This is a genomic window from Cronobacter malonaticus LMG 23826 (assembly GCF_001277215.2).
Lineage (GTDB): Bacteria > Pseudomonadota > Gammaproteobacteria > Enterobacterales > Enterobacteriaceae > Cronobacter > Cronobacter malonaticus.
Genome location: NZ_CP013940.1, coordinates 1,964,731 through 1,988,852 on the forward strand (window position 1 = coordinate 1,964,731; position 24,122 = coordinate 1,988,852).

Annotated in this window: 26 protein-coding genes; 10 read left to right on the forward strand and 16 right to left on the reverse strand. The window is 57.9% G+C overall.

All coding sequences use genetic code 11. From position 1 onward, the window contains the following. Positions 1–13: 13 nt before the first annotated feature. Positions 14–727, reverse strand: a complete 714-nt coding sequence (gene osmY / locus AFK66_RS09365) for an osmoprotectant ABC transporter permease OsmY (RefSeq protein WP_007775269.1) — start codon at positions 725–727, stop codon at positions 14–16. Positions 728–1,055: 328 nt separating this feature from the next. Here osmY and AFK66_RS09370 point away from each other — a divergent pair, with 328 nt between their 5' ends. Next, entirely contained in the window at positions 1,056–1,391 is a 336-nt protein-coding gene (locus AFK66_RS09370; protein ID WP_004387237.1) for a GlpM family protein, read from the forward strand. On the opposite strand, the gene dmsD is transcribed toward AFK66_RS09370, so the two are convergent. From dmsD to AFK66_RS09395, 5 genes are all read right to left on the reverse strand, one after another. Beyond that, the gene (gene dmsD, locus AFK66_RS09375; RefSeq protein WP_007775266.1) at positions 1,388–1,996 is read right to left on the reverse strand and encodes a Tat proofreading chaperone DmsD; all 609 of its coding nucleotides are present in this window, start codon (positions 1,994–1,996) and stop codon (positions 1,388–1,390) included. The two genes, AFK66_RS09370 and dmsD, sit on opposite strands and share 4 nt — an antisense overlap. Positions 1,997–2,041: 45 nt before the next feature. After that, on the reverse strand, positions 2,042–2,890 hold the full coding sequence (locus tag AFK66_RS09380) for a DmsC/YnfH family molybdoenzyme membrane anchor subunit (protein WP_023898729.1): 849 nt from the start codon (positions 2,888–2,890) through the stop codon (positions 2,042–2,044). Position 2,891: 1 nt separating this feature from the next. Beyond that, positions 2,892–3,509: a DMSO/selenate family reductase complex B subunit gene (locus AFK66_RS09385; RefSeq protein WP_007775264.1), complete on the reverse strand. Its 618-nt coding sequence runs from the start codon at positions 3,507–3,509 to the stop codon at positions 2,892–2,894. 9 nt (positions 3,510–3,518) lie between these two features. Then, a complete protein-coding gene (dmsA, locus tag AFK66_RS09390; protein ID WP_007775263.1) occupies positions 3,519–5,954 on the reverse strand; it encodes a dimethylsulfoxide reductase subunit A in 2,436 nt (811 codons plus the stop codon). Positions 5,955–6,245: 291 nt separating this feature from the next. After that, positions 6,246–6,542, reverse strand: coding sequence for a DUF1161 domain-containing protein (locus AFK66_RS09395; RefSeq protein ID WP_007775262.1), 297 nt, complete (start codon positions 6,540–6,542; stop codon positions 6,246–6,248). Between the two features lie 116 nt (positions 6,543–6,658). Between AFK66_RS09395 and AFK66_RS09400 the strand changes: the two genes are divergently transcribed. Continuing rightward, a complete protein-coding gene (locus AFK66_RS09400; RefSeq protein WP_007775258.1) occupies positions 6,659–7,366 on the forward strand; it encodes a YnfC family lipoprotein in 708 nt (235 codons plus the stop codon). Between the two features lie 52 nt (positions 7,367–7,418). Here AFK66_RS09400 and speG read toward each other — a convergent pair whose 3' ends face one another. Both speG and AFK66_RS09410 read right to left on the reverse strand, forming a co-directional pair. Further along, the gene (gene speG, locus AFK66_RS09405) at positions 7,419–7,979 is read right to left on the reverse strand and encodes a spermidine N1-acetyltransferase (RefSeq protein WP_004387243.1); all 561 of its coding nucleotides are present in this window, start codon (positions 7,977–7,979) and stop codon (positions 7,419–7,421) included. Between the two features lie 66 nt (positions 7,980–8,045). Beyond that, complete coding sequence (locus tag AFK66_RS09410) at positions 8,046–8,375, reverse strand: DUF1283 family protein (protein WP_007697265.1); 330 nt, start codon at positions 8,373–8,375, stop codon at positions 8,046–8,048. A gap of 116 nt (positions 8,376–8,491) precedes the next feature. Here AFK66_RS09410 and AFK66_RS09415 point away from each other — a divergent pair, with 116 nt between their 5' ends. The 4 genes from AFK66_RS09415 to AFK66_RS09430 all read left to right on the forward strand — a co-directional run bounded on the left by AFK66_RS09415 (position 8,492) and on the right by AFK66_RS09430 (position 13,156). Next, positions 8,492–8,818 (forward strand): YnfA family protein, encoded by a 327-nt coding sequence (locus AFK66_RS09415; protein WP_004387245.1) that lies wholly within the window; start codon positions 8,492–8,494, stop codon positions 8,816–8,818. Between the two features lie 156 nt (positions 8,819–8,974). Beyond that, positions 8,975–10,189 carry a D-mannonate dehydratase ManD gene (manD, locus tag AFK66_RS09420; RefSeq protein WP_023898730.1) on the forward strand — a complete coding sequence of 405 codons (1,215 nt, stop codon included), beginning with the start codon at positions 8,975–8,977 and terminating at the stop codon, positions 10,187–10,189. Between the two features lie 58 nt (positions 10,190–10,247). Then, on the forward strand, positions 10,248–11,525 hold the full coding sequence (locus AFK66_RS09425; RefSeq protein WP_023898731.1) for an MFS transporter: 1,278 nt from the start codon (positions 10,248–10,250) through the stop codon (positions 11,523–11,525). A gap of 164 nt (positions 11,526–11,689) precedes the next feature. Beyond that, positions 11,690–13,156, forward strand: coding sequence for a mannitol dehydrogenase family protein (locus AFK66_RS09430; RefSeq protein ID WP_007775253.1), 1,467 nt, complete (start codon positions 11,690–11,692; stop codon positions 13,154–13,156). A gap of 156 nt (positions 13,157–13,312) precedes the next feature. Here AFK66_RS09430 and ydfZ read toward each other — a convergent pair whose 3' ends face one another. From ydfZ to ydfG, 4 genes are all read right to left on the reverse strand, one after another. Then, positions 13,313–13,516, reverse strand: coding sequence for a putative selenium delivery protein YdfZ (gene ydfZ, locus AFK66_RS09435; RefSeq protein WP_007775252.1), 204 nt, complete (start codon positions 13,514–13,516; stop codon positions 13,313–13,315). 124 nt (positions 13,517–13,640) lie between these two features. Continuing rightward, positions 13,641–14,534 (reverse strand): hypothetical protein, encoded by an 894-nt coding sequence (locus tag AFK66_RS09440; RefSeq protein ID WP_023898733.1) that lies wholly within the window; start codon positions 14,532–14,534, stop codon positions 13,641–13,643. A gap of 39 nt (positions 14,535–14,573) precedes the next feature. Further along, positions 14,574–15,260, reverse strand: coding sequence for a GntR family transcriptional regulator (locus tag AFK66_RS09445; protein WP_007901433.1), 687 nt, complete (start codon positions 15,258–15,260; stop codon positions 14,574–14,576). Between the two features lie 88 nt (positions 15,261–15,348). After that, a complete protein-coding gene (gene ydfG, locus AFK66_RS09450) occupies positions 15,349–16,095 on the reverse strand; it encodes a bifunctional NADP-dependent 3-hydroxy acid dehydrogenase/3-hydroxypropionate dehydrogenase YdfG (RefSeq protein ID WP_007775248.1) in 747 nt (248 codons plus the stop codon). Positions 16,096–16,254: 159 nt separating this feature from the next. Between ydfG and dcp the strand changes: the two genes are divergently transcribed. Next, on the forward strand, positions 16,255–18,300 hold the full coding sequence (dcp, locus tag AFK66_RS09455) for a peptidyl-dipeptidase Dcp (protein WP_023898734.1): 2,046 nt from the start codon (positions 16,255–16,257) through the stop codon (positions 18,298–18,300). A 132-nt stretch (positions 18,301–18,432) separates the two neighbouring features. On the opposite strand, the gene mgtS is transcribed toward dcp, so the two are convergent. From mgtS to AFK66_RS22735, 4 genes are all read right to left on the reverse strand, one after another. Further along, entirely contained in the window at positions 18,433–18,528 is a 96-nt protein-coding gene (gene mgtS, locus AFK66_RS22365; RefSeq protein ID WP_032982055.1) for a protein MgtS, read from the reverse strand. A 95-nt stretch (positions 18,529–18,623) separates the two neighbouring features. Beyond that, complete coding sequence (locus AFK66_RS09460; protein WP_007775245.1) at positions 18,624–19,427, reverse strand: MerR family transcriptional regulator; 804 nt, start codon at positions 19,425–19,427, stop codon at positions 18,624–18,626. Between the two features lie 164 nt (positions 19,428–19,591). Beyond that, positions 19,592–20,503: a bestrophin family protein gene (locus tag AFK66_RS09465; RefSeq protein WP_032982056.1), complete on the reverse strand. Its 912-nt coding sequence runs from the start codon at positions 20,501–20,503 to the stop codon at positions 19,592–19,594. Positions 20,504–20,582: 79 nt separating this feature from the next. Continuing rightward, positions 20,583–20,747 carry a hypothetical protein gene (locus AFK66_RS22735; protein ID WP_007775243.1) on the reverse strand — a complete coding sequence of 55 codons (165 nt, stop codon included), beginning with the start codon at positions 20,745–20,747 and terminating at the stop codon, positions 20,583–20,585. Positions 20,748–21,060: 313 nt separating this feature from the next. Here AFK66_RS22735 and AFK66_RS09470 point away from each other — a divergent pair, with 313 nt between their 5' ends. The 3 genes from AFK66_RS09470 (at position 21,061) to AFK66_RS09480 (ending at position 23,431) form a co-directional block, all read left to right on the forward strand. Then, entirely contained in the window at positions 21,061–21,231 is a 171-nt protein-coding gene (locus AFK66_RS09470) for a con-10 family general stress protein (protein WP_007775238.1), read from the forward strand. A 113-nt stretch (positions 21,232–21,344) separates the two neighbouring features. Next, a complete protein-coding gene (locus AFK66_RS09475; protein ID WP_007775236.1) occupies positions 21,345–22,118 on the forward strand; it encodes an OBAP family protein in 774 nt (257 codons plus the stop codon). 209 nt (positions 22,119–22,327) lie between these two features. Beyond that, a complete protein-coding gene (locus AFK66_RS09480; RefSeq protein WP_007793551.1) occupies positions 22,328–23,431 on the forward strand; it encodes a cobalamin-independent methionine synthase II family protein in 1,104 nt (367 codons plus the stop codon). Positions 23,432–24,122 lie beyond the last annotated feature (691 nt).

Genomic DNA, 24,122 nt, shown 5'->3' on the forward strand with positions numbered 1-24,122 from the left:
AAGCTCCTTATCATCAGGCGGTATGCGGGCTGAGCACGCGGCCAAGTGCTGCGAGCGCCATATCCAGAATCAGCGCGAACAACGCCGTGGCGGCGGCGCCAAGAATGAGCGTCGGGAAGTCGTTCAGGTAGATGCCCGGGAAAATCAGCTCGCCGAAGCTGCTCGCGCCGATAAGAAAGGCCAGCGGCGCGGTGCCGACGTTAATGGCGGTGGCGATGCGAATGCCGGAGAGCATCACCGGCCAGGCGTTCGGCAGCTCCACCTGCCACAGCCGCTGGCCTTTGGTCATGCCGATGCCGTTGGCAGCTTCAATTAGCGAGCCTGGCACCGAGCAGAGCCCGGCATAGGTGTTACGCACAATCGGCAACAGAGAGGCGAGGAACAGCGCCACGATAGCGGGTTTATCGCCAATGCCGACCACCACCATCGCGAGTGCCAGAACCGCCAGCGGCGGCAGGGTATTGCCGACATTAAAAATCTGCATTGCGTATTCCGCAAAGCGGCGCGCGGCCGGGCGGCTTAACAGAATGCCGCTCGGGATACCGACGGCGAGCGCCAGCGCCATAGAGCTGAACACCAGAATCAGGTGCTGTTTACCCAGATAAAGCAGATCTTCGCGGCGAGCGGCGAGGGTGTCAGGGCCGATGCCCCAGACCAGCAATCCGATGACGACCGCGAGCCCGGCCAGCGCCCCGATGGCGCGTAAAGTCAGTGAGGCTTTCTGCATGAGGCGTTGTCTCCCTGGTGCACGTTTTATGGCGATGAGGATCGCCTGTTGTTATGCCGTGTGTCGGCAGGGTGTATTGACCTATAGCAACCGGGAGGGAAGGATTCCACATTGCGTTACCTTTAACCGGCGAATGATTTACCCCGGCAATTAACGATTTTCCCTTACCCCGCCTCGTTTAATGGGGGTGACAGAGAATTATCTTAAAAGGGGCGGGCACTAAGTGACACCGTAACAATTAGCCGGGCTGCGACGAAAAAATCCCGGTATGGCGCGCAGTTATGATAGGGTCGGAAAAAACCGAAACCTGAAGACGGAACGTAAAACGATGGGGCTGTTGATAAAAGCGCTGCTCGGCGCGGCGGTCGTGGTGCTGATAGGGATGCTGTCGAAAACGAAAAACTATTACATCGCGGGGCTTATCCCGCTCTTCCCGACGTTTGCGCTGATCGCCCACTATATCGTCGTCACCGGGCGCGGCGTGGAGGCGCTGCGCACCACGGTGATTTTCGGTATGTGGGCCATTATTCCTTACTTTGTCTATCTGGCCTCGCTGTGGGTGCTAAGCGGCATGGTTAAAGTGCCGCTGGCGCTCGGCGGCGCGGTGGCCTGCTGGTGCCTGAGCGCCTGGCTGCTGATTGCGCTCTGGAGCCGCTTTCACTAACGGTAGAGCGGCTTTTGGGCCACGGGCATGAGAAGCCCGCTGCGCCAGTGGGCAAACGTCGCGCGGGTCAGCTCGCCCAGCGCCTCGTAAAACGGATGTTGCGCCTGCGCACAGAACACCTCCAGAAAGCGCGGCGCGAACGGCAGTAGATGCCAGGCCAGCAGTTCGTCCAGCTCGCGAGTTTTTCCCTGTTCCGCAAGCCAGGCGGCCAGCAGCAACAGCAGACCAATATGATCCGCGGGTTCATTTAGCGGCGTTTCAAAAGCGATGGCGTTGTCACGCAGCCAGCTCTGTAACGCAAGCGTGGAGTCGCCAAACAGCACCGACTCGCGATCGAGCCAGACCGATCCCCACGGCGGCGCGGGCAGCGCGTGCGGGCCGATAAAGAGCCGCTGCCACGCCTGCGCCAGCGTTTCATCCCCGCTGTTCAGCGTGACAAAGCCTGCCATACGCGTGGTATCAAGCGCGCAGGGCCATTCGCGTTCCCAGCCCGGTGTGCGCAGCGCGTCGATGATAGCGCGCGCTTCGGACGCATCGGGCGAGTAATAAAAGAGCGCGCCCAGAATGCGGGCGCAACAGGCGATATCCGTTAATTCTTGTTTCACTGCGTCACTGTCCTGAAAAAGCCGGGCGGCGTCGCCGCCCGGAGATTATCCCGCAACGGCCATACCGACCGTCATATGCAGCCCATAAAAGAGGCCGCGACCGATAAGCTCAGCCACCAGCACCAGCGCAAACCCCGCCGCCAGCCCCCATGGGCGCGGCGGAACGCGACGCGCCAGCGGGCAGAGCCAGCAGCCGATGCCAGGCGCCAGCAGCGCCATGCGCCACGCCTGCCAGAAGCCGTAATCCGGCAGCAGGGCGCTCGCCTGTTGGACGGAGCTGTGAATACCCGCAAGGCCCGCGCTCTGCATCAGCGCCGCCGCGGCGCTTATCACCAGTGCGAATACGCTCACTATCGCGAAGGCCCGCGGGCCAGTAACGCCCGCGACGGCGAGCAGGAGCGCGCCGAGCAGTGGCCCGCCAAGGAACGCCGTCAGGAAAAAGCCGAGCGTGGTATAGCCGTTATGCCAGGTCGGCACGGTGTTTATTTGATAAACGCGGGTCATCGCGAAGATAAACAGCACGCCGAGCGCCATCGCCACGATGAGCCAGATTTTGCCGAGCGTGTCTGGCATTTTCCCGAGCACCGCCACCAGCCACCACAGCCCGCCAACCGCGAAAAAGAGCGATCCGCTGGCGATTTCATTACTGAGCGGCGAGTGCCCGAGTCGGTTCAGTGAATTGAACGCGCGCAGCGGCGAGCCGAGATGCATCACCGAGGCGATAAACGCGATGCCCATTAATACCCAGAGAAAAAACATGGCGCGCACAATGCGCGGACGTTCATTCTCTGTGCCTGTCAACCACACCAGCCCGGTGATGATAAGCCCGCCCGCTACGCACTGGCCGAGTACGGTGAATAACACCAGCGGCCATTCATGCCATCCGCTTCCCATTTCAGACCTCCTTCGGATTCGCCAGTTTGCCGGTGGTATCACCGGTCGGGCGGCTGTTTGCGTTGGGTTTAATCACAATATTCGAGCGGGTGAAGTGCGCGGCGGGCAGCGGCGCGACCTGCGCCAGCGCGCCGTACTTTTTACGCAGTTCGTCAATCGGTGCCATATCCAGCGCGCGCAGCGGGCAGGATTCAACGCAAATCGGTTTTTTGCCCTCGGCGATGCGTTCATAGCAGCCGTCGCATTTAGTCATATGCCCTTTGGCGGCGTTGTACTGCGGCGCGCCGTACGGACAGGCCATATGGCAATAGCGACAGCCAATGCAGACATCTTCATTCACCACCACAAAGCCGTCCTCGCGCTTGTGCATTGCGCCGCTCGGGCACACTTTGGTGCAGGCGGGATCTTCACAGTGATTACAGGCTATGGAGAGGTAGTAAGCGAAGACGTTTTGCTGCCAGACGCCGTTATCTTCCTGCCAGTCGCCGCCCGCGTATTCATAGATGCGGCGAAAGCTGACGTCGGGGGTGAGATCTTTGTAATCCTTGCACGCCAGCTCGCAGGTTTTACACCCGGTGCAGCGGCTGGAATCGATATAGAAGCCATATTGTGTGGTCATCGGAACTCCTTACACCCTGGCAAGCTGGACTAAATTGCTGTGCGACGGATTGCCTTTCGCCAGCGGCGACGGCCGTTGCGTGGTCAGCACATTGATAGACCCGGCGTGATCGACGCCCTCGGCGTCAGGCTGGTACCACGCGCCTTCGCCCAGCGCCACGACGCCTGGCATGATGCGCGGCGTCACTTTCGCCTCGATGCGCGCTTCGCCCCGCGCGTTCCAGACCCTTACCAGGTCACCGTCGTTAATGCCGCGCGTCTGCGCATCCTGCGGGTTGATCCAGATCTGCTGGCGACACGCGGCCTGTAGCACATCCACGTTGCCGTAAGTCGAGTGGGTGCGGGATTTGTAGTGAAAACCGGTGAGCTGGAGCGGGTACTGCGCGCGCAGCGGGTCGCTTACTTGTTCAAAACCGGGGCTGTAGACCGGCAGCGGATGAATGACATCGCCTTCCGGCAGTTGCCAGTTAGCTGCGATATCGGCAAGCGCTGAAGAGTAGATCTCGATTTTGCCGGAGGGCGTGTCGAGCGGGTTCGCGGCCGGGTTTTCCCGGAAAGCCTGATAGGCAACGTGATGGCCCTGCGGATCGCGAAGCTTAAAAATGCCCTGTTTGCGGAAGGTGTCGAAATCCGGCAGTTCCGGGATAGCGCGTTGCGACTGCGCGTAAAGGTGGCGCAGCCAGCCTTCCTGCGTGCGGCCTTCGGTAAATTGCTCGCCGACGCCCATGCGCGCCGCGAGGGCGCTGGTGATGTCATAGATAGTGCGGCATTCAAAGCGCGGCGCAATCGCCTGGTCGGCGAAAATCACGTAGGCCATGTTCCCGCAGGAGGCGTCAAGCGCGAAATCCATCTGCTCAGACGCGGTGCAGTCCGGCAGCAGGATATCGGCGTAGCGCGCCGAGGCGGTCATATGGCAGTCGATCACCACAATCAGCTCGCACTTTTTGTCATCCTGCAAAATCTCATGGGTGCGGTTGATCTGCGAGTGCTGGTTGATAAGACAGTTACCGGCGTAGTTCCAGATCATCTTAATCGGCACGTCGAGCTTCTCTTTGCCGCGCACGCCGTCGGCGGTGGCGGTCATCGACGGGCCGCGCTCGATGGCGTCGGTCCAGGTGAACATCGAGATGCTGGTCTCAACCGGGTTTTGAAGCGTCGGCATCCGCTCGAAGGGGAGTGAGAATGAACCTTCGCGCGCGCCGCTGTTGCCGCCGTGAATGCCTACGTTCCCCGTGAGGATGGGGAGCATCGCTATCGCGCGGCAGGCCAGCTCGCCGTTGGAATGGCGCTGCGGCCCCCAGCCCTGCGCGATAAACGCCGGTTTCGCCTCACCGATTTCGCGGGCGAGTTTGATAATACGCGCCTCGGGAATGCCGGTGATGGGCGCGGCCCATGCAGGCGTTTTGGCGGTGCCATCCGGCCCGTCGCCGAGAATATACGCCTTATAGTGACCGTTCGCAGGCGCGCCGGGCGGCAGGGTTTTCTCGTCATAGCCGACGCAGTAGTTGTCCAGGAACGGTTGATCGACATAGTTTTCAGCGATCAACACCCAGGCGATCGCGGCGGCCAGCGCGGCGTCGGTGCCGGGGCGGATCGGGATCCACTCATCTTCGCGCCCGGCGGCAGTATCGGTATAGCGCGGATCGATGACTATCATCCGCGCCTGCGATTTCGCGCGCGCCTGCTCAAGGTAATACGTTACGCCGCCGCCGCTCATACGGGTTTCGCCGGGGTTATTGCCAAACAGCACCACCAGCTTGCTGTTTTCAATATCAGACGGGCTGTTGCCGTCGGCCCAGCCTCCATAGGTGTAACTAAGGCCGGCTGCGATCTGCGCGCTGGAGTAATCGCCGTAATGGTTAAGATAGCCGCCGCAGCAGTTCATCAGCCGGGCAAGCAGCGTTTTCCCCGGCGGCCAGGAGCGGGTCATGGTGCCGCCGAGCGTGCCGGTGCCGTAGTTCAGGTAAATCGCCTCGTTACCGTAGTCGCTGATGATGCGCTTCATGCCCCGGGCGATGGTGTCCAGCGCCTCATCCCAGCTGATGCGCACAAATTTGCCTTCGCCGCGTTTGCCGACGCGCTTCATCGGGTATTTCAGGCGGTCCGGGTTGTAGACGCGCCGCCGCATAGAGCGCCCGCGCAGGCAGGCGCGCACCTGGTGCAGCCCGTCGTAGTCATCGCCGCCCGTGTTATCCGTTTCGACATAGCGGATTTCGCCATTCACTACATGCATACGCAGCGGGCAGCGGCTGCCGCAGTTAACGGTACAGGCGCTCCAGACGACGCGCTCGTCCGGCGGGCTGATGGCGTGCTCGACGGCGGCGGCCACCTGTCTGACCCCGAAGGGCAGGGAGATGCCGCCTGCCGCGAGCGCCAGACCGCCAAGCGCGGTGGATTTCACCAGCGTGCGACGGCTGATCCCGACCGGATTATCGGTATTTGACATTACTCACTCCTTGTCTCCTGAGCGGAGACTCAATGTGTTTTCTGATTGTGATTTTGTAGTTATGGTCGGCCTGCTGGCGCGCGTTTCTGGCGACGCCAGAAGGGCGAGAGGCAGGTGGCGACAGGTGCGACGATGAAACCGGATTGCAGAAAAGTAGATGGCTAATGATTAGCGCAGGGAAGAGTTTTACTCATTACGGAGTAGAAAACGTTAACGAGGGTCAAACGAGGGTCAATAGATGTGGCATATGGAAGGCGGGAAATAAAAAAGGGGCCGAAGCCCCGTATGCGATTATTGCGGTTCGCTGGCTGCGCCCTGTGACGTTCCGCCGCCTGTGGCGTTGCCACTCTGGGTGCGGGTATAGAGAATTTTTTGCGTATCGTTCGCGCAATGCCCGACCACCTGCGCATCCGGCTGGTCAGCCTGGTCGTGAGGAACGATAGTTAACGTAAACCCGTTTTCCGGTACGCCGTTATTAATGATGCGCTGTTCAATATCGGCTTTAACCCGTTCACAGGAGTTTTGCGCGGCGCTGACCGGTAATGTCGCAGCCAGCAGGAGGGCACCTGCCCAGTAACGTTTTTTCATTAACGGCTCCTTATTGACGTAAAACAGATGTAGTAAGCATAGCAGTTGTTATATATATCACTGACTTTTCAGATATCATGCCGCTTTTGGCGAGGCCGCAGAAGGATAATAAAGACGTGAAAAACTACGTGACGGTAATGATGGTAACGCTTGTGCTGACCGGCTGCGATAAGCCGGACGCGCTCGCGCCGTTCAGCCCGGAGATGGCAAGTTTCTCAAGCGAGTTTAATTTCGATCCGCTACGCGGCCCGGTAAAAAACTTCACCCAGAAGCTGATTAACGACAGCGGCGAGGTGGAGACGGAAGTGAACGGTACGCTCTCGCAAGAGGGGTGCTTCGAGACGCTGAACTATTCCGACAAGCCGAGCAACAGCCATCTGGCGCTGGTGCTGGATGCCAATTATTACCTCGACGCGCTAAGCCGCGAAAAGCGTATCCGTCTACAGGGCAAATGCCAGCTGGCCGAACTGCCTTCTGTGGGTATGGTCTATGAAACCAACGATCGCGAATTTGTGGTGAAAGGGCACACGCCGGACGTATCAACCATCTACCGCTACGATGATGAAGGTTATCCGCTCGGCAAAACCAGCAAAGCGAAAGACGCCGAGCTTGCCACCGTCGCGACGCCGAGCGATAAGCGTAAAAAGCATGATTACACGTCGGTGACGACGCTTAACGATAAGGTTATCGATACGGCGAAGCAGAGCTGCGAATATGACCGCCATCTCAACCCGTCAAGCTGCGTACTGGAAATCACTGACGCCAGCGCGACGCCGCCCGTGGTGCATAAATTCACGATTCAGAACGAAATCAATTACTACTGACGGGCCGTTAACACGAGTACGAGAAAAGCGCAGGCAATCCTGCGCTTAAATATTATTGCGCGGTGGGTTTCAGCAGCGTCGTCCCGGCGGGTTTGAGGTTCGTCAGGTACTGATGCTGGAAAATACACATGCGAATGGTGTTGCGGTACTCGCCATTAATAAAGAATTCATGGATCAGCTCGCCTTCCACCATAAAGCCGAGCTTGCGGTAAATATGAATCGCTTTAGCGTTCTCTTTATCGACTATCAGATAGAGCTTATAAAGATTCAGCACCGTAAAGCCGTAATCCATCGCCAGTTTCGCGGCGCGGCTGGCGAGGCCTTTGCCCTGATGCTCCGGTGAAATAATTATCTGAAATTCGGCGCGGCGGTGGACGTGGTTAATTTCCACCAGCTCCACCAGGCCTGCTTTATCGCCGTCGCACTCCACCACAAAGCGGCGTTCGCTCTGGTCGTGGATATGTTTATCGTAGAGATCGGAGAGTTCGACGAACGCTTCATAAGGCTCTTCGAACCAGTAGCGCATGACGCTGGCGTTATTGTCGAGCTGGTGGACGAAACGCAAATCTTCACGTTCCAGCGGGCGCAGTTTGACATCAACGTAGTCTGACATCGTTCATCCTTTTATGCGCGGGAAATACCGGCCCCCGCTGTGCGGGAGCCGTGATACAAAGAGGGTTTACGGATTAATGACGCGGCCGGTGCGGCGGTCAAGGCAACGCAGGGTGTTAGGCTCCCAGTAGGCGTTGAGATTCGCGCTTTTCTCGCAGTTGTCTTTGGCGTCGAACGCGACATCTGCTTTATCCCACTCTTTCTCGGTGCGCTTGTTCACTTTCTGGCGTAAAGAACGGGTGTCATTCCATTGCTCTTTATCCATCGCGGCATCCTGGCGGGTCCGCGCGTTATCGCCGGACTCAATAATCAGTTTATCGGTTTGCGCGTGGGCGACGCCTGACAGCGCGCCGGTCAGCAACGCCAGCAGCAGTGAGTGGCGAAGGAATTTGTTCATAGCGATATCCTTAAGAAGCTGTTCTTGTCGTGAGGCCGACACGCTTTACTATATCATTGTGCGCGATTTACGCACAGCGGCAGCGGTTGCCGATATTATTCACACTGAGTCTCCCTATGATTAAAACCACTTTGCTGTTTTTCGCCACCGCGCTTGCGGAAATTATTGGCTGTTTTCTGCCGTGGCTGTGGCTGCGCAAGGGGGCGAGCGTGCTGTTACTGCTGCCGGCGGCGCTGTCGCTGATGCTGTTCGTCTGGTTGCTCACGCTGCACCCGGCGGCGAGCGGGCGGGTGTATGCCGCTTACGGCGGCGTCTATGTGATGACCGCGCTTATCTGGCTGCGCGTTGTCGACGGCGTGCGCCTGAGTCTTTATGACTGGGCAGGGGCGGCAGTCGCGCTATGCGGCATGTTGATTATCGTCGCAGGCTGGGGCCGCGCCTGAATTTCTTCTGAACTGACTTCAGCTTTCTCTGAGACATCGCTTCACGCTTTGTGAAGCGTCGCGCATTTTTCCGCTAAATCAACTTGTATGGTAGTTAAGTTAGTTGAGCGTAATGTGTACAAATTACGCATCGTAGTTACACAAAAGGAAAGATGCATGAAGATCAGTAAAGCGGAAGTGTTTGTCACCTGCCCGGGGCGCAACTTCGTGACGCTAAAAATCACCACCGACGACGGACTGACGGGGCTTGGCGACGCCACGCTGAACGGGCGCGAGCTATCCGTCGCCAGTTACCTGCGCGATCACCTCTGTCCGCAGCTGGTAGGGCGCGACGCGCAGCGCATCGAGGATATCTGGCAGTTTTTCTACAAAGGCGCGTACTGGCGGCGCGGCCCGGTAACGATGTCGGCGATTTCCGCCATCGACACGGCGCTATGGGATATCAAAGCCAAAGCCGCCGGAATGCCGCTGTATCAGTTGCTTGGCGGCGCGTCGCGCGACGGCGTGATGGTTTACTGCCACACCACCGGCCACACCATCGATGAGGTGCTGGAAGACTACGCCCGGCACAAAGAAATGGGCTTTAAGGCGATTCGCGTGCAGTGCGGCGTACCAGGCATGGAAACCACCTACGGCATGGCGAAGGGCAAAGGACTCGCGTATGAACCCGCCACCAAAGGCCACTGGCCGGAAGAGCAGCTCTGGTCCACCGAAAAGTATCTCGATTTCACGCCAAAACTTTTCGAGGCAGTGCGCGAGAAATTTGGCTTTCACGAACATCTGCTCCACGACATGCATCACCGCCTGACGCCCATCGAGGCGGCGCGTTTCGGTAAAAGCATTGAGGATTACCGTCTCTTCTGGATGGAAGATCCGACACCTGCCGAAAACCAGGCCTGCTTCCGGCTTATCCGCCAGCATACCGTGACGCCGGTTGCGGTAGGCGAAGTCTTTAACAGCATCTGGGACTGCAAACAGCTTATCGAAGAACAGCTTATCGATTACATCCGCACCACGGTAACCCACGCGGGGGGAATTACCGGCATGCGCCGCATCGCCGATTTCGCAGCACTTTATCAGGTGCGTACCGGTTCGCACGGACCGTCGGATCTCTCGCCCATTTGCCATGCCGCCGCGCTGCATTTCGATCTCTGGGTGCCGAATTTCGGCGTGCAGGAATATATGGGCTATTCAGATCAGATGCTGGAGGTCTTCCCGCACAGTTGGTCATTCGACAATGGCTATATGCATCCGGGCGAGAAGCCGGGGCTCGGCATTGAATTTGATGAAAAGCTGGCGGCGAAATACCCCTACGACCCGGCGTACCTGCCGGTAGCCCGCCTGGAAGACGGCACGCTGTGGAACTGGTAACCCTGCATCACCGCGGCGTACCGCGGTGACAATAATAAAAAACCTCCGGACCCTACCCATGAAAATTAAACACTTACGCTGGTATATGATAGGCCTGGTGTCACTGGGCACGATTATCAACGCGCTGGCGCGCAGTTCGCTCAGCGTCTCGGCCCCTACGCTTTTCACCGAACTGCATATCAATGAGCAACAATACGCCTGGATTTTAAGCGCCTTTCAGGTCGCCTATACGCTTGCGCAACCGCTCTGCGGATTCTTTATCGACGTCGTGGGCTTAAAGCTCGGCTTTTTCATTATGATCATCGCCTGGTCTGTGACCAATATGGCTCATGCCGCCTGCAATTCGTGGGGCGGGCTGGCTTTCCTGCGCGGGCTGATGGGGCTTAGCGAAGCCTCGGCGATCCCGGCGGGCGTGAAGTGCAACTCCGAATGGTTTCCGGCGAAAGAGCGCGGCATCGCAGGCGGTGTGGCGAATATCGGCACGTCGATTGGCGCGATGCTGGCGCCGCCGCTCGTGGTGTGGGCCATTATGGCCTACAACTGGGAAATGGCGTTTGTCATCACCGGCGCGCTCGGGCTTGTCTTTGCGGTAATCTGGTGGTTTGGCTATGAATCGCCCGCGCGCCATCGGGCGCTCAGCACGGAAGAGGCGCGGCTCATCGAAGCGGGGCAGGAGAAGCATCTGGAGGCTGACGGCAGCAAACCGTCGGTGATGCAGATCCTGCGCCAGCGCAACTTCTGGGGCATCGCGCTGCCGCGTTTTCTGGCTGACCCTGCCTGGGGCACGATTAACTTCTGGCTGCCGGTCTACCTGATGACGGTGCGGCATATGCCGCTTAAAGATATCGCGCTGTTTGCCTGGCTGCCGTTTCTGGCGGCGGATTTCGGCGGCATGGCGGGCGGCTTTCTGAATAACTTCATGATGAAGCGCTGGAATATCTCGACCATTAACGCGCGGCGTATCGGGTTCAGTACCGGCGCAGTGCTGATGCTGCCGCTCTCGCTGGTGGGGTTTGTGGAGAGCGCCTATGTGGCGATAGCGCTGGTTTCCGTCTGCGCCTTCGCCCATCAGATGCTCTCCACCCAGGTGATTACGATGGCAACCGATCTCTTCCGGCGCAATGAAACCTCTACCGTCAGCGGTTTCGCCGGTACCGCGGGCTGGACGGGCATTTTTATCTGCACGCTCATCATGGGCGGGCTGGTCAACACCGTCGGCTACAACCCGTTCTTTATCATTCTGAGCCTGATGGATATCGTCGGCGCGATTATCCTTTGGACGTTCGTCAAAGCGCGCGTGGCGGATAACCTGGCCGCGAAGCCTGTTACCGTCTGATCGATCCCCTGATTTTCTCCGGCAAAAGTAAAGCGTGATAAAAATCACGCTTTACTACCATTCTAGTTAATGTAGTCACCAAAAGCTGTCGTAAATCATAAAGCGTACCGGTGTGAAGCGTAAGCTTTATACAAATTTCTTTATTTATCAAATGAGTCACGACCATGGAAAATACGCTGCTTCACGCCCACGCCATTCTCCCTGCCTATCACCGCGACGCGCTGGTTGCCCGCATTGTGCATCTTGGTTTTGGCGCGTTTCACCGCGCGCACCAGGGCGTTTACGCCGATATTCTTGCCGCCGAGCACGGCAGCGACTGGGGCTACTGTGAAATTAACCTGATTGGCGGCGAGCAGCAGATCGCCGATATCCGCCGTCAGGATAATCTCTATACCGTGGCGGAGATGTCCGCCGACGCCTGGCGCGCCCGCGTGGTGGGCGTAGTGAAAAACGCGCTCCATGCGCAGGTGGATGGCCTGGAGGCGGTCTTCGCCGCGCTGTGTGAGCCGCAGGTGGCGATTGTCTCGCTCACCATTACTGAAAAAGGCTACTGCCATTCCCCCGCGACGGGCGAGCTGATGTTAGATCATCCGCTTATCGCCGCCGATCTCGCGCACCCTAAAGCGCCGTCATCCGCCGTTGGGGTGATTGTGGAGGCTCTGGCGCGCCGTAAAGCTGCCGGGCTTGCGGGTTTCAGCGTGATGTCCTGCGATAACATGCCGGAAAACGGGCATGTGACCCGCAACGTCGTGATGGCGTTCGCCTGCGCCGTAAATACCGAACTGGCGGCATGGATCGAGGAGAACGTGACGTTCCCGTCCACGATGGTGGACCGGATTGTGCCAGCGGTGACGCCGGAAACGCTCGATAAAATCGAACAGCTGACCGGCGTGCGCGACCCGGCGGGTGTGGCCTGCGAGCCGTTTCGCCAGTGGGTGATTGAGGATAATTTTGTGGCGGGCCGCCCGGCGTGGGAAAAGGCGGGCGCAGAGCTGGTATGCGATGTGGTGCCGTTTGAGGAGATGAAGCTGCGTATGCTGAATGGCAGCCACTCGTTTCTGGCGTATCTTGGCTATCTGGCGGGGTATCAGCACATAAACGATTGCATGGAAGATACGAATTATCGCCGTGCCGCGCAGGCGTTGATGCTAAACGAACAGGCACCGACGCTCCGCGTGCAGGGTGTGGACCTGGCGCGTTACGCGGATCGGCTGATTGAGCGCTACAGCAACCCGGCGCTGCGTCATCGCACCTGGCAAATCGCGATGGACGGCAGCCAGAAACTGCCGCAGCGCTGGCTCGATTCGTTACGCTGGCATCAGGCGCACGACAGCGCAGCGCCGCTGCTGACGCTCGGCGTGGCGGGCTGGATGCGCTACGTGAGCGGCGTGGATGAGCAGGGCAATGCGATTGAGGTGTGCGATCCGCTGTTAAACGTGATTCAGGAGGCAGTGCGCACCAGCGAAGAGGGTGACGCGCGGGTAAAAGCGCTGCTTAGCATTCGTGAAATTTTTGGCGACGATCTTCCGGCGCGTCCGGAGTTTGTGGCGCAGGTGACGGAGGCGTATAAGCTTCTTCTCGATAACGGTGCCAGAGCGACCGTGGCGCAGTATGTGAAAGCGGTGTGTTGATGGGGTATTAAAGGTGGTGGGTATTGGTGGGTGCGCTTCGCTTACCCACCCTACGAAAACCCATCGCGTTTGTTATTTGTAGGGCGGGTAAGCGGAGCGCACCCGCCGTTCACCAGCATCGGCACCCGCCGTCCAACAATACCCGCCCGACAACTATTAATGCAGGCCCAAACGAATCAACTCGACCGGCTCGAATTTCCCTTCGCAACCTTCCACTTCGACGGTACGGCCACGGCGAATTTGTTCCGGCGTCATGCCGTCGCCGTGAATCGCTTTAATCACGCCGGTCTGCCCGGTGGTGCTGATCATGACACGGCTGCCGGTGGTAATCGCGTTACGGTTGCGATCGTAGGTCATCATGGTGATATCTCCTCTGAATAGTTGGGAATGATCCAGACGAGCCCCATTTTAAAAATCACGACCTGAAAAACGTTAATCTCGATCAAAAACAGGGCATTTGTGTGATGAATGTCACTGTCCGTAACTATTCGCCCGCGGGCGCGTTACGTACGATCTTCCCGCTCGCGATATCAATATCGATATTCGCCACCACCGGTGCGACTTCAGGGTCGGCCGCGCCGCGACAACCCTCGCGGGTATGATCTTCACGCACCAGCAAACGGTAAATACCGCCGTCCTGCGCGTTCTCATAGAAAATACACTGGCCGTTGGGGTTGAGCTGCAACGAGACGGTGCGGGTCACGCGGGCAAGCGCGCTGGCGCTGATATCCTCGCGCCATGTCTCGCCCGCGTCGGTGGCGTGCAGGGCCGCCGATTCTAGCCAGCCTTTCACAATTCGCCCGTCCTTGCCGTACCATGTCGCCTCGCTGAACCCGCGCAGCGTGCGGTTCACGCTCACCGTATCGCCCGCCACCAGAAACACCTGCTGGCTGCGGCACTGCGCGTCGGGAGCGGTGTAAAAGAAATGTCGTCCGCTGCCGGTGACTTCGTAGCGGTTCGCGGTCTCCGGGGTATCCTGTACACCGTCCAGTTCCCGCAGGCGAGCGGCGCAGACGCCTTCCGGCTTAAGGATTTCCTGCTGCGCGTTAAGCGCCGCGGTTTCCATCCAGCCGGTCGCCACGCGGCCTTTGCTGTCGCGATAACTCACCCAGGCGAACGGGCGCGTTTTATCATCCGCGTTCTGGCTGTCGCTTTGGGAAAGACGAAACACCTGCACGGCGTCGCCCGGCAACAGAAACGCGTCAAGGCGGCATTCCGGCGAGGGCGCGGAATAAAAATGCGCGCGCGGCGTGGCGGTGACGGTACTCGCCGACCACGTAAAATCCGCGGCGGCCGTGGCGTTCGCCTCGCTCTGGAGACAATCGGCCAGCAGCGGTGAAGAGAAAAGGGTGCAGCCCATAAGCAGTAATGCGCGCATTACATATCCATCCCTGAGTCGGTTAACAACGCCGCGCGGTTACTCTTCGGTGAACCAGTCGCGGTTTTCCTGACGGATCAGCAATACCGATTCGCTGATCTCCTGCAAGTGCAGGCGCATGGCGTCGTCGGCGGCTTGCGGGTCGCGGCGCTCCAGCGCGTGAAAGATATCGTTATGCTGGCGCAGCAGCATTTCCGGCGGGGAGACGTGATCGAGGCTCATATAGCGCACCCGGTCGATGGTCGCTTTGATGTTTTCCACGGTGTCCCAGGCGAGCTGGCAGTCGGCGACCTGCGTCAGGCGGTGGTGAAATTCGTCGTCAAGCTGAAAAAAATCGCTTAGCTGCTTGCGGTCGATGGCCGTGCGCTGCTGATTAAGGTTTTGCTCAAGCTGATAGAGATCCGCGTCGGTCACCATGCCCGCCGCCCGTTGCACCACGGCCCGCTCAATGGCCTGGCGCACAAAGCAGCCGTTGCGCACCTGGCGCAGCGAAATCTTATTCACAAAACTGCCGCGCTGCGGGCGGATCTGAATCAACCCGTTTTCGGCAAGCTTGATAAACGCCTCACGCACCGGCTGGCGCGACACGTCAAAGCGCACCGAGACTTCCTTTTCAGAAAGCGGCGTGCCCGGCGGGATCAAACAGTGCACGATATCGCGGCGCAGGATGCGGTAAATCTGTTGGCTCACCGGCTGGGTCGGGTTGAGCGGAGTTTCAGCGGCCATTCTTTTGTCTTTATTTGCGGGTAACTGCGGCAATTTAACATTAATTGCCCACCCCGCCCAGCGTGGACGGGGTACGGGCAGAGGAGCATTACTGGCGATGCACGCTAAGCCCGGCGAAGCTCTGGCTGACCGGCATCATCTCGACGGTGTTGATATTGACATGCGGCGGGAGCGTCGCCACCCACCAGACCGCTTCGGTCACATCGTCCGGCGTCAGTGCGGTGGTATTTTCGTAGGTTTTGCCCGCTTTATCGTCGTCGCCTTTAAAACGCACGTTCGAGAATTCGGTGCCGCCCACGAGGCCCGGCTCGATATCCGTCACGCGCACGGCGGTGCCGTGTAGATCGGTGCGCAGGTTAAGGCTGAACTGGCGCACAAACGCTTTGGTCGCGCCATAGACGTTGCCGCCCGCGTAAGGCCAGCTGCCTGCCGTGGAGCCGATGTTAATGACGTGACCGCGGTTACGCTCAACCATGCCGGGCAGCACTGCGCGGGTCATATAGACCAGGCCTTTATTGTTGGTGTCTATCATGTTTTCCCAGTCTTCGACGCTCGCTTTATGCGCAGGCTCCAGCCCCAGCGCCAGCCCGGCGTTGTTGACCAGCACGTCGATATCGCGCCACTCCAGCGGCAGGCTGCTGATGGCCTCTTCGATCGCCGCGCGATTGCGCACGTCCAGTTGCAGCGTCAGGACGCTTTCGCCAAGTTCATCCTTCAGCGCGTCGAGGCGCGCCTGGCGGCGGCCTGTCGCGATGACTTTATGACCGTTCTTCACAAACCGGCGGGTAATGGCTTCGCCAAACCCGGCCGTCGCACCGGTAACCAGAATAATCATCTCGCTGTTCCTCAAGGCTTTTTCAGAGCAGTTACCTTAGCACGCCCGGCGCGCCCTGTGGAATATCACTTCCTGATGGGTTGCGGCGCGAAACCATTGCCGTTTGCGGCGAGGCTGCATAAGCTGTGATTTTACCATCACGCTTTTGCGGAGATCCTCATGCCGGTAACGACCCCTTTTTCATCAGCCAGTACGCTGCCTTACGAGGCGCCGCCGTTCGACGCGATAACCGATAACGACTACCGCCCGGCCTTTGACGAGGCGGTGCGCCAGAAGCGCGCCGAGGTGGAGGCGATCGCCTCCGACCCCGCCGCGCCGGCGTTTGAAAACACGTATCTGGCGCTTGAGCGCAGCGGTGCGATGCTCGCGCGCGTCACCAGCGTCTTTTTCGCGATGACCTCCGCGCACACCAATGATTATCTGCAGACGCTGGATGAAGAATTCTCCACGGAGCTTGCGGCGCTGTCCGATGATATTCACTTTAATGAAACCCTATTCGCGCGGCTCAACACCGTTTATGAGCAGCGCGACGCGCTGGGGCTGGATGAGGAATCGCGCCGTCTGGTGGAGGTCGTCTGGCAGCAGTTTATGCTTGCGGGCGCGACGCTTGGCGCGGAGCAAAAAGCACAGCTTAAAGCGCTTAACCGCGAGGCCGCGCAGCTCACAAGCCAGTTTAACCAGCGTCTGCTGGCGGCGGATAAAGCGGGCGGACTGCTGGTGTCATCCCGCGAGGCGCTGGCAGGGCTGAGTGAAGCCGAGGTTGCCGCCGCCGCGCAGGCCGCGCGTGAAAAAGGGCAGGAAGGACGCTGGCTTATCGCGCTGCTGAACACCACGCAGCAGCCCGCGTTACAGTCGCTGGAGTGTCGCGAGACACGCGAGGCCCTTTTTAAAGCGGGCTGGCACCGCACCGAAAAAGGCGACGCCAACGACACCCGCGCGCTGGTGTTGCGTCTGGCGCAACTGCGCGCGCAGCAGGCGGCGCTGCTCGGCTTTAAGGATTTCGCCTCCTGGACTATCGCCGATCAAATGGCCAAAACGCCGGAGGCGGCGCTGCGCTTTATGCGCGATATCGTGCCGGCGGCGACGGCGCGCGCCAATCGGGAGCTTGCCGATATTCAGCAGGTGATTGACCGCGAGAACGGCGGTTTTCAGGCCGAAGCCTGGGACTGGGCGTTTTATGCCGAACAGGTGCGGCGCGAGAAATACGCGCTCGACGACGCGCAGATCAAACCGTATTTCGAGCTGGATAATGTGCTTATTCACGGCGTCTTTTACGCCGCCAGCACGCTGTTCGGGCTTCGTTTCCAGGAACGTACCGACATTCCGGTTTATCACCCGGATGTCCGCGTCTGGGAAATTTTCGATAAAGACGGCAGCGGGCTTGCGCTGTTTTACGGCGATTTCTTCGCCCGCGACAGCAAGAGCGGCGGCGCATGGATGGGCAATTTCGTCGATCAGTCCACGCTCACCGGCCACAGGCCGGTTATCTACAATGTCTGTAACTACCTGAAGCCCGCCGCCGGGCAGCCTGCGCTCATCTCCTGGGATGACGTTATCACGCTGTTCCATGAGTTTGGCCATACGCTGCACGGTCTTTTCGCCAGCCAGCGCTACGCGACACTCTCCGGCACCAACACGCCGCGTGATTTCGTGGAGTTCCCGTCGCAAATCAACGAACACTGGGCGAGCCACCCGGACGTTTTCGCGAACTTTGCGCGCCATTACCAGACCGGCGAGCCGATGCCGGACGCGCTTCGCGAAAAACTCTTCCGCGCGGCGCGCTTTAACAAAGGCTACGACATGACCGAGCTGTTAGCCGCGGCGTTGCTCGATCAGCACTGGCACAGCCTGACGCCGCAATCCACCCCCGAGGATGTGACCGCGTTTGAAGCAGCGGCGCTTTCGCAGGAGCACATCGCGCTGCGTGCCGTCCCGCCGCGCTACCGGAGCAGCTATTTCGCCCACATCTTTGGCGGCGGCTACGCAGCGGGCTACTACGCCTATCTCTGGACACAAATGCTCGCGGACGACGGCTATCAGTGGTTTGTGGAGCAGGGCGGCTTGAGTGCGCAAAACGGCGCGCGCTTTCGCGACGCCATTCTTTCGCGCGGCAACAGTCGCGATCTCGAAGCGTTATGGCTCGCCTGGCGCGGCCACGCCCCACGCATCGAGCCGATGCTGGAAAACCGTGGCTTAACGGAATAAACCCACGTTTAGGTGACGTTGAACCTGCGCATGGCATGATGCAGAAATAAGCGTGATGTTGAGCGCAGGACAAAAACAATCCATGCAAGCCTTACCGTCAGTTCACGCTGGCGGTATTTTTTTGCCTTTCGTTCAGTCATCCCATTTATTGCTGCAATACGCGGCAAGAAACCCCACCAGCAAGACAATTCCCGGCATACAGATAAAGAGATCCGCAGCTCCCGGCATCACGACTCCCGCCTTTAGTCACACCCTTCTTTAACAAAGCCCTTAACGTATGACGTAAAGACGACAGCGGGATAATAGTTTGGCGACAGACGCGCTTAGCGGGCGTTTTCGCAGAGCGGCTCGTCGGGAAGGTTGGCGGCGTCAGGTAGCTCAGGCGGCGTTGCGAAACCGGGTCCGGCGCTGAACAGCGGCATACCGTCAAGCTGCCACTGCTGCCAGAGCGTGAGCTGGGCGGGTGTGAGCGGCACATCGCTGTAAATCAGATAGTGATCGGCGGCGAACTGCGTGAGATCGGGCAGCGATACGGGCTGTTGCATCACATCGATACGAAACCCTTCACCGGAAAAGCGGATCGCTTCCAGCCAGACGTTCAGCGGATCGTGGCTGTTCATCGCTATCACCACCAGCCCGGACGCCGGACGCTTGCGCAACGACTGCATCAGAAAGGTGGCGTATTCGATAATCAGCGTGTCGAAGCGCGCGCGGCGCGTTAACTGCGCGCTGGCGTGACCGTGGCTCAGCCACAGGCGCAGGGGCAGCACGACCTTATCCAGCAGCATCGCAGCGGGCAGTTCGCGGCCCATTTTGAGCAGGAACGCACGGCCCTTTTCGAGGCAGGGTTTCTCAAGCGTGGCGAGCAGTTGCTCCTGCCACACTTCCCACTGGCTGATCTGGGTCGTCTGTTCACCCTTCAGAATGCGGGCGACTTCATCCAGCGGCAGGCCGCGGTCGAGCCATTTCAGGATGGCGTGAATGCGCATCAGATGACTGTAGTCAAAATAGCGTCTGCCGCTGTCGTCGCGTACGGGCTGCAATAATCCTGACCGCTGCCACGCGCGTAAATTAGGCATGCTGACTCCGCACTGATCGGAGAGCATTTCGATCGTGAAATGAGACATGGCGATTCCTTAATGCCAGGCTGCAATACAAAACAGGAGAGGAATGGCCCTTTCATGAGAAACGAAAAGGAAGAAGAGAACAGGGTTTACGCTAACACACTTCGTCCACCCTGCTAATCATTAATGGTGCATTATTCAATATTCATTCTGAATATGAATATGCATTAGGTAAGCTGATAATGCCGGTTCGGCAATAATTTAGCCGGTTTTTGCGGCTCGTCGTTCATTTCACGTAAGTCTATTTCAATATTATTGCAAAGCGCGTCCAGCGGCAGATCGTTATCTTCGGTGCCGAACGGATCTTCCAGCTCCTCCGCCAGCGTATCAAGCGCAATAAAGGTGTATGAAATAAATACGGACACAAACGGCGTCATAAAGTGCAGGTCAGTCACCAGCGCGAACGGCAGCATAATACAGAAGCAATAAACCGTGCGGTGCAGCATTAGCGAATAGGCGAACGGCGGCGGCGTATTGGCGATGCGCTCGCAGCCCGCCAGAACTGCCGTAAGCTGATTAATATGCTGATCGAGCGTCTGAAAGAGAATATCGGACAGCCCGTTGCGCCGTGCGGCGAGCCACTCACCCATAATAAGTAAAATCGTATTACAGGGTGAATTGCTGTTCATTACGCGCGCCATTTCACTGCGGGTGAGATACCGGTCGAGCACATTGTCGAGCTTTCTGCGCCGTAGTGTCAGGCGCAGGCAGTGGCAAAACGCCACTTCCAGATTCACCAGATGATGCAACTCCTGCGTGTTATCCGGCAGCAATGTGCGGGCGGTGCGCAGCAGTGAGCGACAGTGGATAACCAGCTGTCCCCAAATCAGGCGCGCCTCATTAAACCGGGCGAAACAAGTGCTATTGCGAAAGCCGAGGAAAATCGCAATCGCCACGCCGAGAATACTGAACGGGGCGGTGGTCAGCTTAATTCCAAGCTCCTCGTACCACGGTAAAAAGAAAATAACCGTCACGGAGAGAAGGAAATTAAGGAGTAGTCGGGTGGAAATTTTGGCTAATACGGAACCATGCCAGACAAAAAGTCGGGCGAACCAGTGCTGAGGGGGACGAACAATCATGATACTCACAAGGGGTTAACAAAAGCGCTACTTATTAAACGAGATAGCGCTTTTGTCTGCAACCTGAAAACGCAGCGTCTTACCCTAAGGGAATGAAATTGGCCTTTTCACGAGCCAGCCAGTCGCGGGACTTTCTCAGCGAACCGCCTTTGCGGAACAGCAGAAACACGTCTTGTCCCATAATCAGCACCATAAAACGGTCTTTTAACTTCATGGAGGGGCAGCAGTACCATTTCTGTTTCATTAATCACTCCTCGGCGGAAATTAAATCAACGAACGACACTTCGCAGATAAATAATAGACCTGACAGCGACCCGGAAATAATTAACGCTTTCTTTTAAGAGTTTTCTTATTAAGCGAAAGCGCAAGACGATAAAACCCTTTGGTTTTCAGGAGATAAACACACCCTGTAAAATATATTGGTACAAGCGCAGCGTTAAAATAGTTGATTGCGGCTAATGTGACTTGCGAAACGGGGATCCCTGCCTATAGTTACTTCTGCGTTCGCACTGTGGGGACGCGGTTTAAATTATCTCTGCTTATCCGAGGAGAATATTATGGGTCAACATCGTGGTGGTTCAGGTAATTTTGCTGAAGATCGTGAACGCGCTTCTGAGGCCGGTCGAAAAGGCGGGCAGAATAGCGGCGGGAATTTTAAAAATGACCGCGAGCGTGCAGCGGAAGCGGGCCGCAAAGGCGGCAAAAGCAGCAGCCGTTCCTCTTCCTGACGGACCGGCGGGCCGCATGCGCCCGGTATAACGTCCCTCCGGTATGGGTTAATGCTCATACCGGAGGTCGTTTAGCGCATGACGTAAATACCTCTTATTTATTTAATGACCTCATGAAATTACAACGCGCAGTAAAAATAACGTTGCTTCCGCTTCTTTCCTTCGCTTTTTTTGCGCAGGCAGAAAACGCCACACCGCCGGGTGCCGATAAAAGCACGACGACCCATTTACTGGAAACCGGTGCGGCCGTATTGCAAAGTAACGCTCCGTTAAAAGGATTTGATATTTATCTGGTGGGCTTTCATCCGATGAAAGAGATCCCCGAAAAACAGATGGAAGCGCACCATTATTGCCATCAGGTGAATCAGGATTTCGCCCAGTGCGTCTTATTTGACGGTAATACTGAAGACGCCAGAATGAACGGCGTGGAATATATCATCTCCGAAAAACTCTTTAATCAACTACCAGCGCAGGAAAAACACTATTGGCATCCGCACAACGGTGAAATTCTTAGCGGCCAGCTTATCGCGCCGGGGATCCCGGCTCCTGCGGAGCATCGTCTGATGCAGGAAAAAATGAACAGCTACGGCAAAACCTGGCATGTCTGGCACACCGGCGGGCCGGGCGATAAAGGCGACGCGCTGCCGCTTGGGCCGCCGATGCTCGCCTGGTCCTTCAACCGCGACGGCGAGGCGAAGCCTGAGTTGGTCAGTGAGCGCGACAAAAAGCTTGGCGTGAATACTGACGAGATCCGCCGCTCTCGCGCAGACCTTGAAAAATTCGCGAAGCCGCAAAGCGGCGTCGATGCCCTGAAAGGGCAGTTTAAAGGCGATATCAAAGATATTCCCGGCGTCGTGGACAGCAGCGCCGCGTCTGAGAAAAAATAACCCCTGTTTGTGCCTTTCGTTTTCCCCACTTCGGTGGGGATTCTTTTATTTGCTACATGAATATTTTTCAACACCCATGAAATTTCCTCGTTTGCCTGACGCGCAGTGAAATGCCATTCTCTGGACATATAGACATCCAGACGGCTAAACATTCAATTATTGAACTATCACCTGACGTGACCATCGCGGCAGGCTACGAGGAGAACACCATGCAGCGTCAACACGCCCCGTTTCGCGCCGATATCGTCGGCAGCTTTTTACGCCCGGATGCCATCAAGCAGGCCCGCCAGCAGTTTGCGGCAGGGGAGATAGACGCCGCGCACCTGCGTAAAATCGAAGATGACGCCATTCGCCACGCGGTCGAGCAGCAGTGCGCCTGCGGGCTGCATGTGGTAACTGACGGCGAATTCCGCCGCGCCTGGTGGCATCTCGATTTCTTCGGCGCGCTGCAGGGCGTTGAACTGGTGGAAGTGAATCAGGGCATTCAGTTCAACGGCATCCAGACCAAAGCCCAGAGCGTGCGTGTGACCGGTAAAGTGGCGTTTGGCGACCACCCGATGCTGGAGGATTTCCGCTTCCTGAAAAGCGTCAGCGGCAATGCCGAGCCGAAAATGACCATTCCAAGCCCGAGCGTACTGCATTTCCGCGGCGGCGCGGCGGCCATTGACCGTAACGTCTACCCGGATCTGAAAGACTACTTCGACGATCTCGCCACCACCTGGCGCGACGCCATCCGCGCCTTTTACGACGCGGGCTGCCGCTACCTGCAACTGGATGACACCGTCTGGGCGTATCTGTGCTCTGATGAGCAGCGTCGTCAAATCCGCGAGCGCGGCGACGATCCGGACGAACTGGCGCGCATTTATGCCCGCGTGCTGAACCAGGCGCTGGAGGGCAAACCAGAGGATTTAACCATCGGGCTGCACGTCTGCCGTGGGAATTTCCGCTCAAGCTGGATTGCCGAAGGCGGCTATGAGCCGGTGGCCGAAGTGCTGTTTGGTACTGTGAATATCGATGCGTTTTTCCTGGAGTATGACAACGACCGCTCTGGCGATTTCGCGCCGCTGCGCTTTATCCGTCCGGGTAAACAGCAGGTGGTGCTGGGGCTTATCACCACCAAAAACGGCGAGCTGGAGAACCCGGAGCTGATTAAAGCGCGTCTGGAAGAGGCGGCGAAATATGTCGATATCAGCCAGATTTGCTTAAGCCCGCAGTGCGGTTTCGCCTCGACGGAAGAGGGCAACAGCATCACGCCCGCCGAGCAGTGGGAAAAAGTGCGACTGGTGACGAGTGTCGCCAGCGAAGTGTGGTAAGGCGGGCATGTAGAACGGCGGGTGCGCGATGCTTACCCGCCCTACAGAAACTCTACCCTCATCGTAGGGTGGATAAGCGCAGCGCACCCACCTTGCGATTGGCGCAGTGTAATTTGTAGGGTGGGTAAGCGTAGCGCACCCACCTTTGTTTTTTTACCCTCAGCCGGGGGAGGCGATATGCAAGACCTGTGAACAGGTTCCGTTCGCCAGAACGCCGCCTTTATAGGAGAACCTTCCTCACGCGAACGTGCAAAGGGGGCTCGCCGCCGCCCCCTTTGCAATCCCGGCTCCCGGCGGAAATCGGCCCTCAGGGGCCGATTTTTTTTAGCCGGAGTAAAACCAACCTCTTTACCCTCGGTTTATTTTGAAAGGCGGGTGCGCTTTGCTTACCCGCCCTACAAAACGCCACCTTTATCGCATGGTGGGTGCGCTTTACTTACCCGTGCTACAAAAGCCATCCTTATCGTAGGGTGGGTAAGCGCAGCGCACCCACCATTTATATTGATAGCCACCGGCACACAATCTCCCTGACCATCGCAAAAATTTATTCCTGCCCCTGTTAACCATCATCTTTATTTATTTTTTCAATGCATTGCACATTTATGTCGCATCGCTGCACCACAACGAGCCTGCTTATTACCGAAATTGGGAATTATTGAATGTAATTCACAGGGTGTTTTTGAATTTTATT

Coding starts and splice junctions, on each gene's coding strand:
- osmY (WP_007775269.1), bottom strand. CDS start 727: ATGCAGAAAGCCTCACTGACTTTACGCGCCATCGGGGCGCTGGCCGGG.
- AFK66_RS09370 (WP_004387237.1), top strand. CDS start 1,056: ATGGGGCTGTTGATAAAAGCGCTGCTCGGCGCGGCGGTCGTGGTGCTG.
- AFK66_RS09380 (WP_023898729.1), bottom strand. CDS start 2,890: ATGGGAAGCGGATGGCATGAATGGCCGCTGGTGTTATTCACCGTACTC.
- AFK66_RS09385 (WP_007775264.1), bottom strand. CDS start 3,509: ATGACCACACAATATGGCTTCTATATCGATTCCAGCCGCTGCACCGGG.
- dmsA (WP_007775263.1), bottom strand. CDS start 5,954: ATGTCAAATACCGATAATCCGGTCGGGATCAGCCGTCGCACGCTGGTG.
- AFK66_RS09395 (WP_007775262.1), bottom strand. CDS start 6,542: ATGAAAAAACGTTACTGGGCAGGTGCCCTCCTGCTGGCTGCGACATTA.
- speG (WP_004387243.1), bottom strand. CDS start 7,979: ATGTCAGACTACGTTGATGTCAAACTGCGCCCGCTGGAACGTGAAGAT.
- AFK66_RS09410 (WP_007697265.1), bottom strand. CDS start 8,375: ATGAACAAATTCCTTCGCCACTCACTGCTGCTGGCGTTGCTGACCGGC.
- AFK66_RS09415 (WP_004387245.1), top strand. CDS start 8,492: ATGATTAAAACCACTTTGCTGTTTTTCGCCACCGCGCTTGCGGAAATT.
- manD (WP_023898730.1), top strand. CDS start 8,975: ATGAAGATCAGTAAAGCGGAAGTGTTTGTCACCTGCCCGGGGCGCAAC.
- AFK66_RS09425 (WP_023898731.1), top strand. CDS start 10,248: ATGAAAATTAAACACTTACGCTGGTATATGATAGGCCTGGTGTCACTG.
- AFK66_RS09430 (WP_007775253.1), top strand. CDS start 11,690: ATGGAAAATACGCTGCTTCACGCCCACGCCATTCTCCCTGCCTATCAC.
- ydfZ (WP_007775252.1), bottom strand. CDS start 13,516: ATGATGACCTACGATCGCAACCGTAACGCGATTACCACCGGCAGCCGT.
- AFK66_RS09440 (WP_023898733.1), bottom strand. CDS start 14,534: ATGCGCGCATTACTGCTTATGGGCTGCACCCTTTTCTCTTCACCGCTG.
- AFK66_RS09445 (WP_007901433.1), bottom strand. CDS start 15,260: ATGGCCGCTGAAACTCCGCTCAACCCGACCCAGCCGGTGAGCCAACAG.
- ydfG (WP_007775248.1), bottom strand. CDS start 16,095: ATGATTATTCTGGTTACCGGTGCGACGGCCGGGTTTGGCGAAGCCATT.
- dcp (WP_023898734.1), top strand. CDS start 16,255: ATGCCGGTAACGACCCCTTTTTCATCAGCCAGTACGCTGCCTTACGAG.
- mgtS (WP_032982055.1), bottom strand. CDS start 18,528: ATGCCGGGAGCTGCGGATCTCTTTATCTGTATGCCGGGAATTGTCTTG.
- AFK66_RS09460 (WP_007775245.1), bottom strand. CDS start 19,427: ATGTCTCATTTCACGATCGAAATGCTCTCCGATCAGTGCGGAGTCAGC.
- AFK66_RS09465 (WP_032982056.1), bottom strand. CDS start 20,503: ATGATTGTTCGTCCCCCTCAGCACTGGTTCGCCCGACTTTTTGTCTGG.
- AFK66_RS22735 (WP_007775243.1), bottom strand. CDS start 20,747: ATGAAACAGAAATGGTACTGCTGCCCCTCCATGAAGTTAAAAGACCGT.
- AFK66_RS09470 (WP_007775238.1), top strand. CDS start 21,061: ATGGGTCAACATCGTGGTGGTTCAGGTAATTTTGCTGAAGATCGTGAA.
- AFK66_RS09475 (WP_007775236.1), top strand. CDS start 21,345: ATGAAATTACAACGCGCAGTAAAAATAACGTTGCTTCCGCTTCTTTCC.
- AFK66_RS09480 (WP_007793551.1), top strand. CDS start 22,328: ATGCAGCGTCAACACGCCCCGTTTCGCGCCGATATCGTCGGCAGCTTT.